This window comes from Streptomyces sp. BL1 (assembly GCF_057628045.1).
Map to the genome: position 1 here is coordinate 906960 of NZ_JBXYWZ010000002.1, position 18447 is coordinate 925406.

Sequence of the window (18447 nt, forward strand, 5' to 3'; positions counted from 1 at the left end):
TTCTTGTCGGCCGGCGGCTTCGGATGTCCATGCGTGACGTCGGGGCTTCGGCCCCGCAGCCCTTCCCCGTGGGCCACATCGTGAGATGACGGTCTCATGTCGCGGCGCCGCACAGGACAATAGCCCGCAAAGGGCTGCGCAACAAGGCCTGTGAAGCGGGAAATGTGCAGGTCCGGGCCGCGTGGCGGGCGTGAGCGCCGTATGCGGGCCCGGTATTGGCGGGACACGCGGTACCCCGTACTCTGCTGCCACCCCGCAGGTCGGCCCGCCCGTAACGGCAGCCGCCCGCGCCCTGGTTCCGGCCACGGCAGCCCTTCCCCGTTCCGCACACCTGCACCCGGAACGGGAGACCCACCATGGGAGACACGGCAGTTCTGCTGCACACGGCGATCACGATCGCCGGTGTGGTGCTGCTCATTCTGAAGGCCAAGGTCCATCCGGCCCTGGCACTGGCCCTGGGCGCCATGTATCTCGGCCTGGCCGGCGGTCTCGGCGCCAAGGGCACGGTGGACACCGTCACCCGCGGGTTCGGCGATCTGATGGCCGAAGTGGGCCTGCTCATCGTCTTCGGCGTCCTGCTCGGCTCGCTCATGTCCTCGCTGGGCGCCATCGAGAAACTCGTCGCCGTCCTGCTGAGAGCCCTGGGCCCGAAGAAACTGCCCTACTCGTTCGCCGTCACCGTCGGCACCGTTCTGCAGTCCATCTTCGCCGACGTACTCCTGGTGATGACGGCGCCGGTGGCGCGCCAGTTGGGCAAGCAGATCGGCCCGTACGGCGTCGCGCGCATGGCCGCCGCGATGGCGCTGGGCGTCGAGGTCGGCATCGCGCTCTCCGTCCCCGGCATCGGCGCGCTGGCCCTCGCCGGGCTGCTGGACATCCCGCTCGGCGTCATGCTCGTCTACGGCTTCCCCCTCGCCGCGGTCACCATCATCTGCGCCCTGTTCCTGTTCAGCTTCCTCAGCCGGCGCGGCTTCTGGAACCCCGAACGCGACGAGATCCCCGAGGAGTCGGCGGCCACCATCGAGGGCGAGGCACCGCAGACCACCGCCGTGCACGCGGACGCCGGGCGTACGGACGCCGGGCGTACGGACACCGCACCTGCGGATGCCACACACCGCGACGGCCGTACGGCCCCGGACGGCGCTGCGGACAAGACATCCGGCGCGCTCCGGAAGGGCAACGGGCCGCAAGCGCTGGGCCGTTCGGGCAGTGAGGGCGCGGACGAGGACGCGGGCGCGGACACCTCCCCGCCGCTCGCCCTGTCGCTGGCTCCGCTGCTGCTCGCCCTGGCGCTCATCGCACTCGGCGCGTTCGCCGAGATCGGCGGCTGGAAGTCGCCCGTCGTCACCTACCTGGGCAACCCCGTCACCGCGCTGCTGCTCGGCCTGGTCGGCGCCTGCCTCGTCACCCGCTGGAAGCTCCCGGCGGGCGCGGTCGGGCAGGCCTTCGACCGGGCGTTCCGTACGAGCGGCCAGATCCTCGTGCTGACCGGCGTGGGCGGTTCGCTGGCCGCGACGGTCGAGAAGGTGGGGCTGGGCGACATCGTCAAGGACTCGTTCTCCGCAAGCACTTGGGCGCCGCTGGCCCTGGTCTGGCTCATGGCGGCCCTGCTGCACATGGCGATCGGCTCGGTGACCACGTCCGCGATCACCGCCGCCGGGATCCTGGCGCCCGTGGCGCCCAGCCTGGGTGTGCCGCCGGTCCTCATCGCGCTCGCGGCGGGTGCGGGCTCGCTCTTCGTCATCCACGCCACGAGCAACACCTTCTGGCTGCTGCAGACCCTGCTGGGACAGACCACCCGCGGCACGCTCAAGACGTGCACGGCCACGGTCTCCGGCGCCTCGGTGATCGCCCTCCTGCTCGTCCAGGGCCTGGCTCTCGTCATGTGAGCCGGCAAGGGGCAGGGCCCCAATAGGGGCGCGGGGAACGGCGCAAACCCCACGCGAACCGCAGCCGAGACAGGGGGCGGGGCTGCCTTCAGTGGGGGCCGACCCCCACACCCCCAGCCGGGAAAGGAGCCCCGATAGGGGCGCGGGGAACGGCGCGAACAGGGGCGCGGGGAACGGCGCAGTCTTCGGGTGCGCGCGCACTCCGCGCCCCTATCGCTCCCGCACGTCCTTGACAAAGACGAGCCCGTCGTACGCGGGCAGGTGGTCCGGGTGGAGGGGGAAGTACCCGTAGTAGCCGGACTCGCGCGGGGCGAGGCGTACACCGTCGAGCGCGGCGGTCAGCCGGGCCGGGTCGACGAGACGCGTGTCCTCCGGCAGCGCGTACAGCCGCCCTTCGAGCGTGTCCGCGGGCGGGGTCTCCACTCCTCGGTGCCGGATCGTGCCGAGGGCCGTGGCCAGGAAGCCGTACTCCGCGCCCAGCCGGGCGCTCACGAGCGCGCCGGCGCTCCACCACTCCAGCAGCGGGTGGTCCCACATGCGCATCGTGCTCATGTCCCGCTGGAGGTGGGCGTTGTGGGCGTGGATCAGCGTCGGGCCCCGTTCGGCGGCAGCGAGGAGGTTGTCGGCCATCATCCGGTCCCGCAGGCCCAGCAGCCGCGTCATGCGGCTCGGCGCGGTGCCGGCCAGCCAGTGGTGGTAGTGCAGCAGGCCGGTGGCGGTGCGCCCGTACAGGCGTGCCCGGCGCCAGGCGTCCCGCGAGGTGGCGGCGATCAGCTGCGGCGTCCGCGCGTCCAGCAGGTCCACCAAGTCGTCGGCGAGCAGCCGCAGTTCGTTCGCCTCGCTCGTCTGCCCGACGGACCGGGACGGGTCCATCATCACTTCCGGGTGCGTCCACCGGTCGTCGTCGCCGAGCAGCCGGTCGAGGGTGTCCGCGGTGCAGGGGAGCAGGCCGGCGTCGATGTGGGCCGCGAGGTAGTCGTGGAGTGCGGTCAGGGCCTGGCGGGGGCAGTCGGCGCCGGTGATCTCCAGCGGGCCGTCGAAGCCGACGAAGCGGAGCCGGTCGTCCTCGGGCCGGCCGTCGTTGAAGTCCCGCATCCAGCGCACGAGTTCGCGGTTCGCGGCGGACGCGCCGAAGCCGTGGCTGAAGCCGTGCTCCATGACCTCGTCGAGGGTTCCGGTGCCCGCGGTGACGTAGTCGTCCACGAGCAGGCCCCTCATGCAGTCGCTCTCCAGCGCGATCGAGCGGTAGCCCTCCTGCTCGACGAGCTGCCGGAAGAGACCGTTGCGTATCTCCAGCAGGCTGTCCTCGCCGTGGGTGGGCTCGCCCAGGGCGAGCAGCCGCGGCCGGGACGGAAGCAGCCGCATGACGGCGGCGGCCTCGACGGCATGGGCGGTGTCCTTGATGTCGGTAGCCATACCTTCAACGGTATCGTTGAACCCTCGGTGGAAACTTTTACGCGATATCGGCGGGCTCATGAGACGAAACCTTCAAAGCAGTGAACGCCTCAGACCGGTTGACCTGGCCCGCGGACACGGGCTGTCCACGCAGGCGGTCCGGAACTACGAGGAGGCCGGCATCCTTCCGGCCGCCGGCCGCACGGACCACGGCTACCGCACCTACACGCCACTGCACGCCCGCGCCCTGCGCGCCTTCCTCGCCCTGCTGCCCGGCCACGGTCATCCGACGGCGACGGCGGTCATGCGGGCAGTGAACGAGGGCGCGGCCGAGGAGGCGTTCCGCCTCCTCGACGAGAGTCACGCCCAACTCCTGGAGGACCGCCGGACTCTCCGGGCCGTGGAGAGCGCCCTGCGCGACCTGGAGCCCGGCGCGGCGTCCGGGCACGGCACCGTGGCGGGGGTGTCCACGTCGTACGCGGCGTCCGGACCGGCGACGTCACCCGGATCGGAGAGCATGTTCATCGGGCCGCTGGCCCGGCAGTTGGGGATCCGGCCCGCGACGCTGCGCAAATGGGAGCACGCCGGACTGGTACGCCCGGACCGCGACCCGCTGACCGGATACCGCGTCTACGACGAGGCCGACGTACGGGACGCCCGGCTGGCACACCAACTCCGGCGCGGGGGCTACCTGTTGGAGCAGATCGCGCCGCTCGTCGAGCAGGTGCGCACAGCCGGCGGGCTGGAACCGCTGGAGGCCGCCCTCGCCGACTGGCGCGCCCGGCTGTCGGCGCGCGGCCGGGCGATGCTGGCCGGGGCCGCCGAACTGGACGCCTACCTCCGCGCACGCGAGTAACCGCCCCCGGTCCCCAACTCCCCGTCACCCGCACAAGGAGCCACGTACGTTGTCGTCGTCACCCGGCCTGGTCGCAGGCATGGAACGCCATCAAGTCGCCCTCTACGTCGGGGCGCTGGCCGCCGGGGCCCTGCTGGGCCGGGCGGCCCCCGGTGCGGGGCCGGGGCTGGAGCACGCCATCAACCCGGTGCTGGCAGCGCTGCTGTACGTGACGTTCCTGCAGGTGCCCGCCGCGGAACTGGTCCGTTCGCTGCGTGCCGGGCGGTTCCTGGCCGCCACGCTGGTGGTGAACTTCGTGGTCGTCCCGCTGGTCGTCGCGGCGATGTTCGCCTTCCTCCCCCACGACCAGGCCCTCCGACTGGGCGTCCTGCTGGTGCTGTTGTGCCCCTGCGTGGACTACGTGATCGTCTTCAGCGGGCTGGCGGGCGGCAGCAGCCACCGGCTGCTCGCCGCCACACCGCTCCTGCTGCTCGCCCAAATGGTCCTGCTGCCCGGCTACTTGTTGCTGTTCATGGGGCCTGGTCTGGCCGATATCGTGGAACCGGGCCCGTTCGTCGAGGCGTTCGTGGTGCTGATCGTCGTCCCGCTGGCGCTGGCCTGGCTCAGCCAGGGCTGGGCCGCGCGCCGGGCCGCCGGCCGCTGCGTCACCGACGCGCTGGGTACGGTCATGGTGCCGCTGATGATGGTCACCCTGCTGACCGTGGTCGCCTCCCAGGTCACCGAGCTGGGCCCGCGCCTCGCCGACGTCGTCCGCGTCGTGCCCTTCTACGTGCTCTTCCTCGTCGTGATGGCGTGCGCCGGGCTCGCCGTGGCCCGGCTGTTCCGGCTGGACGCACCCTCCGGCCGCGCCCTCGTGTTCACCGGGGCGACCCGCAACTCGCTGGTCATCCTCCCCCTCGCGCTGGCCCTGCCCGACCGGATGGCCATCGCCGCCGTCGTCGTGGTCACCCAGACACTCGTCGAAGTGATCGGCATGGTGATCTACGTACGGCTGGTGCCCCGCCTGCTGCCCGTCAGACCGTGACGCGACCTACGCCCACAGCGCGTCGGCCAGCGTGACGCCGATGAAGACCGCGCCCAGGCCGGCCGCGACGCCGGCGAGCGCGTTGGCCGCCGCGAAGAAGCGGGCGCCGCTCTCGGCCAGGCGCAGCGTCTCGTAGGAGAAGGTCGAGTACGTCGTCAGCGCACCGCAGAATCCGGTGCCCAGCAGCAGCCGCACCGTCGAGGAGGCCGCGCCCGCCGCGACCGCGCCGGTGATCACGCCGAGGACCAGACAGCCGGCCACGTTCACCACGAACGTGCCCCAGGGGAAGACGGTGTCGTGCCGCTGCTGCACGGCCCGGTCGGTCAGATACCGCAGCGGGGCGCCGACCGCCCCACCCAACACCACCAGCAGCCAGTTCACTTGATCTCCTCACGGCCCGCGTACCGGACGGCCTCGCAGTCCTCCAGTATCACCAGGCCCTCGCCCACTGGCTCGTCGAGCTGCGGCATGCAGGCGGCGACGCGCTCGTACGCGCCAGCGAGGGCCCCGGGCCGGGCCTCGCCCGGCGACAGCACCCGCCGGTCCGTACCCGCCGGCCCCGTCATGCCTGCCTCCACGCCAGGACGCGGCGCGTGGCGAGCGCCGCGCCGGTCACCGCGGCCAGCGCCGTGAGCAGCGTCAGCGCCAGGTACGCCAGCGCGGTCCGGGGCGCGCCGCCGTGCACCAGTCGCTCGATGTCCACCGCGTACGTGGAGAAGGTGGTGAAGCCGCCCAGCACGCCGGTGCCGAAGAACGGCCGTACCAGCCGGTGCGCCGGCCACGCGTCGCTGATCAGCACCATGAACACGCCGATCACCGCACAGCCCGCGGCGTTCACCCACAGGGTCGTCCAGGGAAAGGTGCCGACGGTGGTGGGCCAGAGCAGCGTGGCGCCGTACCGGGCCGCCGCCCCGAGCCCGCCGCCGAGGGCCACTACCGCCACCGCCGGCCCCTGACCGCGCATGGCCGCACGGCGACGGGCGGGCCGCCGGGGCAGCTCGGCATCGGGGTCGGTGGGCTCTGCCACCTGGGGTGTTGGGGCTCCCATGGATACACGTCTCCTACTCACAGGGCACCCGAGGCGGGTGCGCTCCTTGCAAGCAGGGATCGTTGGCGGCGCCTGTGCCGCGGTTCGGGTACGGCGGGCCCCACCGCCGCGCAGCACCTCCGGGAACCGGACCACTGCAAGGCCGACACTACCGCCCCAGCGGAACGTCCTCGTCACCGGCGTACACCGTAACCGCCCAGCGGCCGCTCGGCGTTGGCCGGCCAGGCGCTGTCGTTGGAGTTCTCCGCGTACGGGGGCCGTCCTCGATCGTCGGCATCCGGGAGGGCCCGAAGATGCCCGGCTGCGCGGCATCGGAGTCGGTGCCCGGTACGCAGTCGCCGCGCGCCCCGTCCAGGAGCGAGCCCAACAGCCCGTACCCGCGCGCCTGTCGCGGGGATCGGGTCAGGCAGCGCGCTCTTCGAGCGTGAAGACGTGGCTGCCCCAGGCGTCCAGGGCCGCGTAGAGGCCGGGGTCGCGGAGTTCGTCGCCGTCCCGTTCGTAGCGCACCGTGTCGAGGAGTCCGGTCAACTGCCAGGTACGGCCGCCCAGTTCGTCCCAGGGGAGGCGGATGCGGCCCTGCGCGGGGCGGTCGGAGAGGTTGACGACGATCACGTGCCGGCCTGCCTCGCCCGACCAGCACCAGGCGAGCAGCGCACGGTGGGTGGCGTTGTCCGCCCAGCCCTCGCACTCCAGCAGCCGCCACTTCCCCGTACGCATCCGGCTGTTGTGGACCGCGGCGAGCAACTGCTCGTGGAAGACCCGCTGTCCGTGGTCCGGGATCTCGTCCGGGCGCCGGGTCAGGAACACCGGCAGATGCGTGCGGCGTCCGGTGAACTGGCCCTCGTGCCACAGCGTCGCGCCGGGCAGGGTGGCGGTCAGGACGGCCGCCGCCTGCTCCTTCGCGGGGCCCAGGGTCAGCGCGGCGCGCGGTTCGTCGTGGTTCTCCAGGAAGCGGACGAGGTGGCGCTGGTAGCCGGTGTCGGCCTGGAGGTGGCCGCGTACGGACTCGGGGCTCTCGTGGATCAGCCGGTCGTAGAGGCGCTTGTCGTAGCAGAAGTCGAACCCCTGCTGGGTGAGGGCCCATTCGAGGTCCCAGTAGGCCTCGGCGAGGAACACCATGCCGGGCCGTTGTTCGCGTACGGCGCCGAGCACCGTAGGCCAGAAGTCCTCGTGGGGTACGGGTCCGGCGCGCTCGCCCCACGTGTTGGCGAAGACGTTGTTCATCATGAGCATCGCCATGTCGCAGCGCACGCCGTCGCACATGCCGCCGATGTCGCGCAGGACGTCGGCTGTGGCCCGGCGCAGCGCGGGGCTGAAGGCGTTGAGCTGGACCACGTCGGGCCAGGGCGGGAAGTAGGGGTCGCGGCCGCGGGCGAAGACGGCGCCGCCGGTCTCGTAGAAGGCGGCCGGGTCCTTCGCGAGGTCGTCCGCCGAGCCGTGGACGAAGCAGTCGGGGCGTTCGGTGAGCCACGGGCTGTCCGGGGCGAGGTGGTTGGGCACGTAGTCGAGGACGAGGCCGATGCCCCGCCGGTGGAGTTCGGCCCGCGCCGCGGCGAGCCCTTCGGGGCCGCCGAGGCGCGCGTCGACGGTGTAGCGGCGTACGCAGTAGGGGGAGCCGGCGATGTCGGCCTCCGACACGTCGGGCAGGGCGCGGCGGAAGGCGGAGCGCAGGCCGGGGTCGGCGAGGGCGATGGCCCGTCCGGCGGGGCTGCGTTCCCACACGCCCATCAGCCACACGGCGTCGATGCCGTGCGGGGTGATCTCGTCCCATGCGTCCTCGGGCATGTCGCCGAGGGAGGCGGGGCGCCCGGTGCGGCGTTCCGTTTCCCGCAGCCACAGCCAGGTGTTGACCTCGTGGACGACGGGCTGCGCGGGCAGGCCGGTCACGGCTTGCACCCCTCGCCTGCCGCGGCACGGTGCGCGAACACCAGCATCTGGGTGGCGACCAGGCCGGTCCAGCCGGTCTGATGGGCGGCTCCGAGGCCCGCGCCGTTGTCGCCGTGGAAGTACTCGTGGAAGCTGATCAGGTCCCGCCAGTGCGGGTCGTTCTGGAACTTCTCCTGGCCGCCGTAGACGGGGCGGCGGCCCTCCGCGTCGCGCAGGAAGATCCGTGTGAGCCGGGCGGAGATCTCCTCGGCGACCTCGGCCAGGTTCTTCTGCGTGCCGGAGCCGGTCGGGCACTCGACGGTGAAGTCGTCGCCGTAGAAGGCGTACAGGTTGAGCAGCGCGCGGATGACGAGCGCGTTCGTCGGGAACCACACGGGGCCGCGCCAGTTGGAGTTGCCGCCGAACATGCCCGAGTCGGACTCCGCGGGCAGATAGCCCACGCGCAGCTCCTCGCCGCGCACGTGGAAGGTGTACGGGTGCTGCGCGTGGTGGCGGGAGAGTGCGCGGATGCCGTACGGGCTGAGGAACTCGTCCTCGTCCAGGAGGCGGGTCAGTACGCGTGTCAGCTTCTTCTCGTCCATCACCGCCAGCAGTCGCGCCCCGCCCGCGGTGCCGGCCTGCGCGGAGGTGGCGGTGACGCTCAGGGACGGGTGGCGGCGGGCGAACTCGCGGATCCGCTCGGTGAGATGGGCGAACCGGGTGAGCTGGTCGGGGCGGAACACGGTCGCCGCGCACAGCGGCAGCAGGCCGACCATGGAGCGGATCTTCAGGCGCGTCGCCGAGCCGTCGGGAAGCCGCAGCACGTCGTAGAAGAACCCGTCCTCCTCGTCCCACAGTTCGTCCTGGCTCTCACCGATGCGGTCCATGGAGGCGGAGATCCACAGGAAGTGCTGGGTGAATTTGACGGCCAGGTCCTCGTACGCCGGGTCGCGTTCGGCGAGTTCGAGGGAGATCTGCAGCATCGTCTGGCAGTACAGCGCCATCCAGGCGGTGCCGTCGGCCTGGTCCAGCTGGCCTCCGGTGGGCAGTGCGGCGCTGCGGTCGAAGACGCCGATGTTGTCGAGGCCGAGGAAGCCGCCCTGGAAGACGTTGTTGCCGTCGGGGTCCTTGCGGTTGACCCACCAGGTGAAGTTGGTGAGCAGTTTGAGGAAGGTGCGCTCCAGGAACGCCGTGTCGGACCGGCCGGTGAGGCGTTCCTCCACGGCGTACACGAAGTAGGCGGCCCAGGCGTGGACGGGCGGGTTCACGTCGCTGAAGTTCCACTCGTACGCCGGGATCTGCCCGTTGGGGTGCAAGTAGCTGTCGGACAGCAGCAGTTCGAGCTGCTGTTTGGCCAGCGCCGGGTCGACGGCGGCGAGGGCCACCGCCTGGAAGGCGAGGTCCCAGGCGGCGAACCAGGGGTACTCCCACTTGTCGGGCATGGAGATGACCGAGTCGCTGAGCATGTGGAACCACTCGCGGTTGCGCACCTGCCGGCCTGTGGAGCTCCACGGGTCCACGTCGTGCTCCGCCAGCCACTTTTCCAGGTCGAAGAGGTAGTACTGCTTGCTCCACAGCATCCCGGCCAGTGCCTGGCGCATGACGAGCGCCTCGTCCTCGCCGAAGGAAGACGGGGTGAGGTCCGCGTAGAAGGCGTCCGCCTCGTCCTGCCGCTCGCCCATCGCGGCGTCGAACTCGGCCTGGCGCACGGCCTGTTGAGGGCTCTGTACGGCTTGTTGCGTGACCTGTGCGGTCTGTTGAGTGCCCTGCGTGCAGGTGAGCCGGAGCCGTACGGAGACGGCCTCGCCGCCGGGCACGGTGAGCGTGTAGTGGGCCGCGGCCTTGGTGCCGGTGCGCGCCGGGTTCACCGCGCCCTGCTCGCCGCCGACGACGTACCGGTGGATGCCGTCCTTGACGTACGGGGAGGCGCTGGGCGTCCCGTGGAGCCGTTCGTGGTGGGTCTCGTTCTCGGTGAACAGCAGCGGCACCTCCCCCTCGAAGTGCAGCTCGTAGACGCCGAGTTCGGGGTGTTCGGCGCGTACGACGGAGGTTCCGGCAGGCGCTTCGGGGGCGCTCATCGCGGGCTTCGCGGGCGGGTCGCCGCCCTGCGTCCAGGACCAGGTGTTGCGGAACCACAGGGTCGGCAGCAGATGCAGGACGGCCTCCTCCGGGCCCCGGTTCGCGACGGTGATCCGGACGAGCATGTCCTCGGGCGCGGCCTTGGCGTATTCGGCGGTCACGTCGAAGTAGCGGTCGTCGTCGAAGACCCCGGTGTCGAGCAGCTCGTACTCGAACTCCTGCCTGCCGCGCGCCCCGTTGGTGGCCACCAGGTCGTTGTACGGGTACTCCCGCTGCGGATACTTGTAGCGGTAGCGCATGAAGGAGTGCGTGGGCGTGCTGTCGTCGTAGAAGTAGTACTCCTTGACGTCCTCGCCGTGGTTGCCCTCCGCGTTGGTGAGGCCGAAAGCGCGCTCCTTGAGGATCGGATCGCGCCCGTTCCACAGCGCGAGGGCCAGGCACAGCCGCTGCTTGTCGTCGCTGACGCCGCCGAGGCCGTCCTCGCCCCAGCGGTAGGCGCGCGAGCGCGCGTGGTCGTGCGGGAAGGAGTTCCACGCGTCGCCCGACTCGCTGTAGTCCTCGCGGACGGTGCCCCACTGCCGTTCGCTGAGGTACGGGCCCCAGCGGCGCCATGCCGCACCTTCCGCGCCGTCCGCCGCGGTGCGCTGCTGCTCGGCCCCGGCACTCCCCTGCGCGTCCATCGCGTGCCTCCCGCTGGTCTCCGGCCCCGTCGCTTCCGGCCCGTCGCTCATGGCCGGTCCTGCTCGCTGTCGCCTCCCGGCGCAGTCTCCCGCGCCCGCGGCGGCCCGGCCTCACCTCCCAGGGGTGAGGCGGCGCCGGGGGAACGGGCCGCTCCCCGCGTACAGGAGCGGCCCGTCCGACGGGTGTCCCTCCGGCCCGCCGTCGTCAGTGGGCGAGCACCTTGGTCTTCGCCTGCTCGTACTCCCGGTCGTTCAGCTCCCCCTGCTTCCGCAGCTCCGCCAGCCGGGCCAGCTGACTCGCCGAGCCGTCCGGCGAACCGCCGGACGCCTCGCGCACGTAGGTCCGGAACGCTTCGTCACGCTCCTGCACGGCTCGCACGTCCCGCTCGCTCATCTTCTTGCCGCGGACGCCGAGATAGATGAACACGCCGAGGAAGGGCAGCACCAGCACGGTGATGAGCCAGCCGGTCTTCGCCCAGCCGCCGAGGTCGTGGCTGCGGAAGATGTCCGCGACGGTCTTGAACACCAGGGCCAGCCACATCACCCAGAGGAAGAACCACAGCATGGTCAGGAACACATTGAGCAGTGGATAGTCCATCGCGCGCCTCCTGAAAGGTCGGTTGAGGCACAGTGCTGCGGCCGCGCCGCACACCGCATCACCCCCGGCAGGTGAGCCCCGCAGGCCGGCGACGACGACGTCCACGTGGCCGGGCGTACTTTGGCGGCGCGGGTTCTCAGGACACGACGTGTCCGGAGGACGCCGGGAGGCCACGACGGCCCCAGTCGTAGACCACCACCGTCCGCACCAGCAGGTCCTGTACGGAGGCGTTGCGGCGGCTGACGAGCACCCAGGCGAGCCCCACGGGGAACAGCAGACACAGCACGGCCCGCAGCCACGCACGCCCCGGGGACAGCGGACGGCCCGAGGCGCAGACGGCACGCAGACCGAGGACCTGCTTGCCCGGCGAACGGCCCGCCATCGCCCACCCGCAGGTGAGGTAGGCGAGCGCGGCCAGGAAGACGCCCGCGATGCCGCCAGGGCGGGGGACGTCCGGGGCCCGGAACGGGGGCCCGGTCAGCAGGAAGTCCCCCACGCCGTACACCAGGAGCACCGCGCCGCAGAACGCGGTGACGAGCACCGCGTCGATCACGGCGGCAGTCGTGCGGGAGACGATTCCCGCACGCTGACCGTGGGCCGCCGACGCTTCTGTCACGGCTTCTCCCCGTCCGGACGCGGGCCCGCCGTGTCCCGTCCGGCGGACCGGTTCACGAGCCGGTCGACGATCCGGCCCATGAACCGGTCGGCCGACACGCTCCGTTCGCGGAACGCGTCCACCGTCTCCTCGGCCATCGTGCCGCTGGACTCCCGCACGATGCGGCTGAAGTCGATCTCGTCGAGGACCCTGGCGACCAGGTCGGGCAGGTCGAGGCGGTCGACCACCGCGTCGAGGTCCGCCCGTGCCACGACGGCGTCGACGTCGATGCGTTCCGCCGCACGGTCGAGGTTCAGGCGGGCGGCGGCCCGGTCGAGATCCAGACGCTCCGCCGCGCGGTCGAGGTCCAGCCGGTCTGCCGCACGGTCGAGATCCAGCCGGTCCGCCGCACGGTCGAGGTCGAGGCGGTCAGCCACCTCGTTCAGATCCACCTCCACCAGTACGCCGGCCGCCGTCTCCCGTACGAGCCGCTGCACGAACTCCTCGGCCAGCGCCCGGTTGCGCCGCTGATCGACGAGCCCCTGCTGCCCCCACTGCTCCAGGAATCCGCGCGCGACGGCGTACGGCGCGCTCCTCGTCAACGGCCGTACGGCGTAGGCGATCAAGGGCCGCACGCCGCGGTCGACGTCCCGCACCATCCGCAGGGTGCGCCGCTCCAGCGCCAGGCCCAGCCCCAGGGCCGACCAGGGCAGCAGGCCGGGCAGGCCCCGCGGGTCCGGTGCCGCGCCGCCGTCCGGGTCGATGAGCCGGCTCAGCCTGTCGAGGCCCAGGTCAACAAGCCCCAGCACCACCCGCGACGCCTGCTCCACCCGCTCGTCCCCGTCCTCCGCCCCGTCTCCGCCCAACCCCCACTCACCGCCTCCTGTCGGCTCCAGGGTCGGCCGTCAGCGGCGCTCCGCCCTCACCCGGGAAAGGTGAATCCGCGGCACGGGACGCCGGGATGAGTGCGGGGCCATGGCTACTGCCAAGGGGCGGAAGTGTTCCGCGTTCTGACGGTGGATCATGCGTGGGGCGCCGGGACCCCGGCGCCCCGCGCGTTCTCACTTCCCCAGGCCCACTCCGAAGACGTGGAGGTTCGGGTCGTCCGGCAGGGTCACCTTGGCGATGCGCTTGCCGTCCGGGGCGGTGAACGGCTTGGTGGCGAAGACGTACGCCGCCGGTCCGCGCCCCTCGCCCTTGGTGTCCTTGTTGCTGTAGGCGGTGCGCGCGACAACGGAGTTGCCCAGGACCGGTCCGTCGCCGCCGCCCGGTGTGCGCCAGTCGCCGAAGGAGAGGTCGGCCTCGGCCGTCGTACCGTCGGTGAAAGTCACCCTGGCGGTGCCGCGCCGGTCCCCGTCCGAGGAGGAGCCGGCGAACAGCAACGTCCGCTTGCCCGCCGCGCGTTCGCCCAGGTCCAGGGTCTGGCCTGCGGCGACCGCGTTGTCGGGACGGCCGGACGGTGCGGCCGGCCACGTGAACGACGTACCGGAGGCGGTGACTTGGGCGCCGCCCCGCAGACCGGCATCCGCCAGGGCGCGGCGCGAGTAGCTGTGGCCCTTGCCGTTGTAGTCGGCCTCCGCCTTGTCGGTGTCGTAGGACGTACCGGCGTTGTCGTAGGCGGCGTGCACACTGCCCGGGGCGGCCACGAGGACGATCGCCGACGTACGTACGGGCTTGCTACCGGGCGCGCCGCGCACCGTCAACGGCACCTCGTAGTAGCCCTCTTGAGCTCCCTTGTCGGCGGTGACCGTCAGCCGCGTGCTGCCCGCCCCGTTCCCGTCGGCGAGACCGATCCTGGGGTGCCGCGGGGTGACAGTGAGACCGCGCGGCGCCTCGGCCGTCACCGTCAGCCGCCGGTCGTGGCCGCCGAGCCGCTGCGCGTCGACGGTCAGCTGCCTGCCCTCGCCGCCGGGGGCGACGGTGACCTGGCTGGGGCCGGCGTTCGCGAGGAAGGCGTGCTCGCCCTGCCGGTACGAGGGCGGCGCGGCGTTCTTCGCGGTGCCCCACGTGGTGTCCGGCTGCCCGGAAAGGGCGAAGTCGAGCCTGCCGCCGGTCCGTACGGCGTCCTGCGGCAGCGAAGTCCGGTTCCAGTCGCGCCCGTTGAGCTTCAGCCCGTGCACGTACGGGGTGTCGGTGCCGGCCTGCGGGGCGCGGATGTCGAGGTCACGGCCGGGGAGATCGACGACGGCACGCTCGAACAGCGGGCTGTGCACGGCGAGATCGGAGGTGCCGGGCGTCGAGGGGTAGAGGCCGAGCGCGGCCCACACGTACCAGGACGACATCGCGCCCAGGTCGTCGTTGCCCGGCTGGCCGTCCGGGGTGGGGCTGAACAGCGTGTTCGCGATCTTCCGCACCGTCTGCTGCGTCTTCCACGGCTGCCCGAGGTGGTTGTACACCCACGGGACGCCGAAGTTGACCTCGTTGCCGGCCCACATGGTCGGCTTGTTGGGGCCGGAGTTGAGGTTGCCGGCGAAGAACGCGTCGAGCCGCTCGGTGGCCACACCGCGGCCGCCCATCGCGGCGATCAGCCCGGCGGTGTTCTGCGGGACGAGCCAGTTGTACTGCGCCGCGTTGCCCTCGTCGAAGCCGTTCTGCCCGAACTCGCCCTCCTCGGGCGGCACGAAGGCGGGACCGTCGGGGAAGCGGCCGTCCTCGCCGCGCGGCTGGACGTAGCCGGTGGCCGGGTTGAGGAGGTTCTGCCAGTTCTGGCCGCGCCGCGCGTACTCGCGCGCGGTCGCCCCGTCCCCGGCCGACTTCGCCAGCCGTCCGATCGAGAAGTCGTCGATCGCCCACTCCTGCGTGACCGAGGCGCCGACGCGCTGGTGGTCGCCGCGGGACGCGTCGTTGTTGGGCGCGTACCCCCGCCGTACGTAGTTCTCGATGTCCGGCCGCTCCTGATAGGCACCCGGCGTCTTGTCGACCGTCGTGGCGCCCTTGACCATGTACTTCAGCGCGGACTTCACATCGAAGTCGCGGGCCCCGTAGGCGTGCAGATTGGAGATCAGCGGTACGGAACTGTCGCCCGTCATCTGCCCCGTGTAGTCGTTGGCCATCGGCCAGCGCGGCAGCCAGCCGCCCTGCTCCGCGTCGTTGACCAGCGACTGTGCCATGTCGCTCGCCCGCTTCGGGAAGAGCGCCGCGTGCAGCGGGGCGAGAGTGCGGTAGGTGTCCCAGTCGGAGAAGTTGGCGTACTGCGTACGGCCCTTCGGCAGCGTACGGACCTTGTCGTCGAAGCCGATGTAGCGGCCGTCGGCGTCGTTGAAGATGTTCGGGTGCATCAGCGAGTGGTAGAGCGCGGTGTAGAACGTCTCCAGCTCGCCCTCGTTCCGGCCCGCCACGCGGATGCTGCGCAGCGCCTCGCTCCACTCCTGCCGGGTCTGCTTCCGCAGCCCCTCCAGGTCCCAACCGGGCACCTCGGAGCGCATGTTGGCCTCGGCGCCCTTCACGTCCACGTACGACATGGAGACCTTCGCGCGGACCGTGCGGCTGTCCTTCGTGTCGAAGCTCAGATACGTGCCCGCCTTGGGCGCGTCCACGGCGCCGCTGCCGGGGGTGACCTTCTTGCCGTCCCAGGTGCCGTGCGCGGTGAAGGGCCGGTCGAAGGTGAGCGCGTAGTGGAGCGTGTACTCGTTGCCCTTGCCGCAGAAGTTCCCGCCGGTGGCCGAGCCGGTGACGGTACGGTCGCCGGTCACCCTCATCTCGGCCTTCTTGTTCCCCGCGAAGCTGGCGCCTCCCTTGACCAGCACCTTCGCGGCGCTGTCGGCGGGGAAGGTGAAGCCGGCCAGCCCGGTACGGCGGCCGGCGGCCAGTTCCGCGCGCACGTCGGAGTCCTTCAACGTGACGCCGTACGCGCCCGCTTCGGCCTTCTCCCCCTCGTGCGAGAAGCTCTCCGTACGGTCCCACGGCTTGGCGCCAACGTCCCCGGTCACGGGCAGGATCGGCACGTCGCCGAACGCGGCACAGCCCGCCGAGACGTGGTTCAGGCTGAACCCCCTGAGGCGGTCACTGTGGTACTGGTAGCCGGAGTACGAGTCCTTGGTGTCGGGCGAGAACTGCATCATCCCGAACGGCGCCGCGGGCCCGGGGAAGTTGTTGATCTCGCCGACGGTCTCGCCGCCCTTGCCGGTGCCGTTGAGCGGATCGACGTACGCGGCGGGGTCCTCCACGAGCGGCGCGCTCTTCACCTGTTGAGCACTCTCGGCCTTTCCGCCGTCTTCCGACAACGTTGTCGGACCGGCCGTCGCCGAGGTGGCGGCACCGAGCAGCAGGACCGAGGCAAGCGCCACGGCAGCCGCACTGCGGGATCTGTGAGGGGGCACGCGAACTCTCCGTCCGAACGGCGCAGTTGACCGCTACACCTTCAACGCCCTGACGTGCCCGGGTCAATACACCGGACGCACCGGCCCCACGGCCCGGCCCTCACCTCTCCCCGCCGCCCCACTCCCGCGCCGCCCGCACGATCGACCCCACGACCTGCGCCTTCCGGTCCGAATACGCCACCAGCCCCGGCGCCCCGGACGCCGCCGCCCGCTTGGCCGCCTCGTACCGGGCCCGCGCTCGCGGATGCGCCGCGAGATAGTCACGGAAGAGGATGTTGTCGTTCCGCAACTGCCCGTTCCGCTCGACCACATGGACATTGGCGGACACGGGGGCGCCGGCCGGCGCAGGAGCATCGACCGGCACAGGGGCGTCGGTCGGCCGCTCCGAGCGGCGCCGCAGATACTCCCGCCCCGGAACACCGGCCTGCCCCAGATGCTCGAACCCGAGCCCCTCCAGCCGGGAAACGACGGCCCCGCTCTCGCTCTCCGGGCAGCCGACCTGAAGGTCGAGGACCGGCTTGGCCGCCAGCCCTGGAACGGCGGTGGATCCGATGTGCGCCACATCCACCGCTAACCCACGCAACGCCGCCGACACATCCCGCACCAACTCCCGCCCCTGAAGCGCCCAACCCCACTCATGCGCCACAACCCGAACCGGCTCCTCGACACCACCCATACCGGCACGCTAACGGCGCCCCGCCCGACCGTACGGAGGCGACACGGCCGGCCGAAGCGTCCGAAGTCCCTCGGCGCGACTGGACGTTCGCCTCACCAGCCAGGAGTGGCAGGTGAGGCTCAGTCCCACGCCTTGCGTGCGCGGTGCGCGACGGTCTCGTGGAAGAGACGCACTGCCTAAGAGCGGCGCGTCTTCCGGTTCTACTTGACGGCCACAATCAGCGCGGCAACCAGGCCGACAAGGGGCCCAGTCGTGCGACCCGTCCGCGCCTGGCCCCGGAGGCCGACCCCCTCACGCGAGGCGGGCCTCACACGCTCGGCGTTCTGCGGGCGTGGAACGCGGTGCGGTAGGTGTGGGGGGTTACGCCTGCTACTCGTTTGAAGCGCTCGCGGAAGGCTGTCGGGGAGCCGAAGCCGGTCTGGGTTGCGATGCGTTCGACGCCGTAGTCGGTGGTCTCCAGCAGGAACTGTGCCTGCCGCACGCGGGCGCGCAGGAGCCACTGGAGCGGGGTGGTGCCGGTCTGTTCACGGAAGCGACGGCTGAAGGTGCGTTCGCTCAGGCCGCTGCGGGCGGCCATGTCCGCGAGGGTGACGTCCTGTCCGAGGTGTTCCTCCAGCCATGCGAGGACCGGTTCCAGCAGGGATCCCTGCGGTACGGGCGGCTGCGCCGTGGCAATGAACTGGGCCTGCCCGCCCTCCCGTTCGAGCGGCACCACGGACAGCCGGGCCGCGTCGGCGGCGACCGCGGACCCCAGGTCCCGGCGGATCATGTGCAGGCACAGGTCCAGCCCGGCGGCCGCGCCGGCCGAGGTCAGGAGCAGGCCGTTGTCGACGTAGAGCACGTCGGGGCGCACGTCGACCTTCGGGAACAGCTCGGCCAGGGCCGGCGCCGCCACCCAGTGCGTCGTCGCCCGCAGCCCGTCCAGCAGTCCCGTGGCGGCGAGGATGAATGCACCGCTGCAAATGGAGGCGATCCGCGTGCCGTTGGCCGCGGCCGCCCGCAGCGCGTCCAGTACGTCCTCGCCGGGCGGCGGCGCGTTCTCCGCGCAGCCGGGCACGATGATCGTGTCCGCCGTCGCCAACGCGTCCAGCCCGTACGGCGCGACGATGCCGAACGCCTCCCCCGCCACCTGCGGCGCGGGCGCGCAGACCTGCACCCGGTAGGGGCGGCGGCCGTCCGGGAGCCGGGTCCGCCCGAACACCTCCAGCGGGACCGCCATGTCGAAGGGGACGACATGATCGAGGGCAAGGATCGCCACGGTGTGCATGAACCTCACGATAGACAGGTTCCCGCCAGGCCGGAAGTGCCAGGTCACCGCCACGAATCTGCCGCCACCCTCCCAGTCACGTGTGGCGAGAAGTCGTCGGCCTTTGTCATTTCAGCCACTGGGAGAGCCAGGACCCGCTGCCTAGCGTGAAGGAA

Annotated in this window: 15 protein-coding genes; 3 read left to right on the plus strand and 12 right to left on the minus strand. The window is 71.7% G+C overall.

The genetic code is table 11. The annotated features are described in order from the left end of the window. Positions 1 to 356: 356 nt before the first annotated feature. On the plus strand, positions 357 to 1889 hold the full coding sequence (locus AC3AGO_RS04240; RefSeq protein ID WP_487818750.1) for a GntP family permease: 1533 nt from the start codon (positions 357 to 359) through the stop codon (positions 1887 to 1889). A 210-nt stretch (positions 1890 to 2099) separates the two neighbouring features. Here AC3AGO_RS04240 and AC3AGO_RS04245 read toward each other — a convergent pair whose 3' ends face one another. Further along, positions 2100 to 3305: an erythromycin esterase family protein gene (locus AC3AGO_RS04245; protein WP_487818751.1), complete on the minus strand. Its 1206-nt coding sequence runs from the start codon at positions 3303 to 3305 to the stop codon at positions 2100 to 2102. Between the two features lie 58 nt (positions 3306 to 3363). On the opposite strand from AC3AGO_RS04245, the gene AC3AGO_RS04250 reads away from it, so the two are divergent. Together AC3AGO_RS04250 and AC3AGO_RS04255 are read left to right on the plus strand one after the other, a co-directional pair. Then, entirely contained in the window at positions 3364 to 4140 is a 777-nt protein-coding gene (locus AC3AGO_RS04250) for a TioE family transcriptional regulator (protein ID WP_487818752.1), read from the plus strand. 79 nt (positions 4141 to 4219) lie between these two features. After that, positions 4220 to 5164 carry an arsenic resistance protein gene (locus AC3AGO_RS04255; RefSeq protein WP_487824526.1) on the plus strand — a complete coding sequence of 315 codons (945 nt, stop codon included), beginning with the start codon at positions 4220 to 4222 and terminating at the stop codon, positions 5162 to 5164. A gap of 6 nt (positions 5165 to 5170) precedes the next feature. Here AC3AGO_RS04255 and crcB read toward each other — a convergent pair whose 3' ends face one another. The 11 genes from crcB to AC3AGO_RS04310 form a co-directional block, all read right to left on the minus strand. After that, positions 5171 to 5545, minus strand: a complete 375-nt coding sequence (crcB, locus tag AC3AGO_RS04260; RefSeq protein WP_487818753.1) for a fluoride efflux transporter CrcB — start codon at positions 5543 to 5545, stop codon at positions 5171 to 5173. Then, positions 5542 to 5730, minus strand: coding sequence for a hypothetical protein (locus AC3AGO_RS04265; RefSeq protein WP_487818754.1), 189 nt, complete (start codon positions 5728 to 5730; stop codon positions 5542 to 5544). The genes crcB and AC3AGO_RS04265 overlap by 4 nt, the downstream gene beginning before the upstream one ends. Continuing rightward, positions 5727 to 6212, minus strand: coding sequence for a fluoride efflux transporter FluC (locus tag AC3AGO_RS04270; RefSeq protein ID WP_487818755.1), 486 nt, complete (start codon positions 6210 to 6212; stop codon positions 5727 to 5729). The genes AC3AGO_RS04265 and AC3AGO_RS04270 overlap by 4 nt, the downstream gene beginning before the upstream one ends. Before the next feature lie 402 nt (positions 6213 to 6614). After that, positions 6615 to 8099, minus strand: a complete 1485-nt coding sequence (locus AC3AGO_RS04275) for an alpha-amylase (protein ID WP_487818756.1) — start codon at positions 8097 to 8099, stop codon at positions 6615 to 6617. Further along, a complete protein-coding gene (locus AC3AGO_RS04280; RefSeq protein ID WP_487818757.1) occupies positions 8096 to 10888 on the minus strand; it encodes an MGH1-like glycoside hydrolase domain-containing protein in 2793 nt (930 codons plus the stop codon). Before AC3AGO_RS04280 ends, AC3AGO_RS04275 begins: the two co-directional genes overlap by 4 nt. A 154-nt stretch (positions 10889 to 11042) precedes the next feature. Next, positions 11043 to 11435 carry an SHOCT domain-containing protein gene (locus tag AC3AGO_RS04285; RefSeq protein ID WP_487818758.1) on the minus strand — a complete coding sequence of 131 codons (393 nt, stop codon included), beginning with the start codon at positions 11433 to 11435 and terminating at the stop codon, positions 11043 to 11045. A gap of 136 nt (positions 11436 to 11571) precedes the next feature. Then, positions 11572 to 12051 (minus strand): RDD family protein, encoded by a 480-nt coding sequence (locus AC3AGO_RS04290; RefSeq protein ID WP_487818759.1) that lies wholly within the window; start codon positions 12049 to 12051, stop codon positions 11572 to 11574. Beyond that, a complete protein-coding gene (locus AC3AGO_RS04295) occupies positions 12048 to 12896 on the minus strand; it encodes a hypothetical protein (protein ID WP_487818760.1) in 849 nt (282 codons plus the stop codon). The genes AC3AGO_RS04290 and AC3AGO_RS04295 overlap by 4 nt, the downstream gene beginning before the upstream one ends. Before the next feature lie 195 nt (positions 12897 to 13091). Beyond that, a complete protein-coding gene (locus AC3AGO_RS04300) occupies positions 13092 to 16349 on the minus strand; it encodes a GH92 family glycosyl hydrolase (protein ID WP_487818761.1) in 3258 nt (1085 codons plus the stop codon). Between the two features lie 100 nt (positions 16350 to 16449). Continuing rightward, on the minus strand, positions 16450 to 17025 hold the full coding sequence (locus AC3AGO_RS04305) for a GrpB family protein (RefSeq protein WP_487818762.1): 576 nt from the start codon (positions 17023 to 17025) through the stop codon (positions 16450 to 16452). 307 nt (positions 17026 to 17332) lie between these two features. Beyond that, complete coding sequence (locus AC3AGO_RS04310) at positions 17333 to 18292, minus strand: GlxA family transcriptional regulator (protein ID WP_487818763.1); 960 nt, start codon at positions 18290 to 18292, stop codon at positions 17333 to 17335. Between the last annotated feature and the right edge of the window lie 155 nt (positions 18293 to 18447).

Excerpts from the sequence above, each read along its gene's own strand:
- AC3AGO_RS04240 (WP_487818750.1), top strand. The coding sequence starts at position 357 with ATGGGAGACACGGCAGTTCTGCTGCACACGGCGATCACGATCGCCGGT.
- AC3AGO_RS04280 (WP_487818757.1), bottom strand. The coding sequence starts at position 10,888 with ATGAGCGACGGGCCGGAAGCGACGGGGCCGGAGACCAGCGGGAGGCAC.
- AC3AGO_RS04250 (WP_487818752.1), top strand. The coding sequence starts at position 3,364 with ATGAGACGAAACCTTCAAAGCAGTGAACGCCTCAGACCGGTTGACCTG.
- AC3AGO_RS04305 (WP_487818762.1), bottom strand. The coding sequence starts at position 17,025 with ATGGGTGGTGTCGAGGAGCCGGTTCGGGTTGTGGCGCATGAGTGGGGT.
- AC3AGO_RS04255 (WP_487824526.1), top strand. The coding sequence starts at position 4,220 with ATGGAACGCCATCAAGTCGCCCTCTACGTCGGGGCGCTGGCCGCCGGG.
- AC3AGO_RS04265 (WP_487818754.1), bottom strand. The coding sequence starts at position 5,730 with ATGACGGGGCCGGCGGGTACGGACCGGCGGGTGCTGTCGCCGGGCGAG.
- AC3AGO_RS04270 (WP_487818755.1), bottom strand. The coding sequence starts at position 6,212 with ATGGGAGCCCCAACACCCCAGGTGGCAGAGCCCACCGACCCCGATGCC.
- AC3AGO_RS04245 (WP_487818751.1), bottom strand. The coding sequence starts at position 3,305 with ATGGCTACCGACATCAAGGACACCGCCCATGCCGTCGAGGCCGCCGCC.
- AC3AGO_RS04285 (WP_487818758.1), bottom strand. The coding sequence starts at position 11,435 with ATGGACTATCCACTGCTCAATGTGTTCCTGACCATGCTGTGGTTCTTC.
- AC3AGO_RS04310 (WP_487818763.1), bottom strand. The coding sequence starts at position 18,292 with ATGCACACCGTGGCGATCCTTGCCCTCGATCATGTCGTCCCCTTCGAC.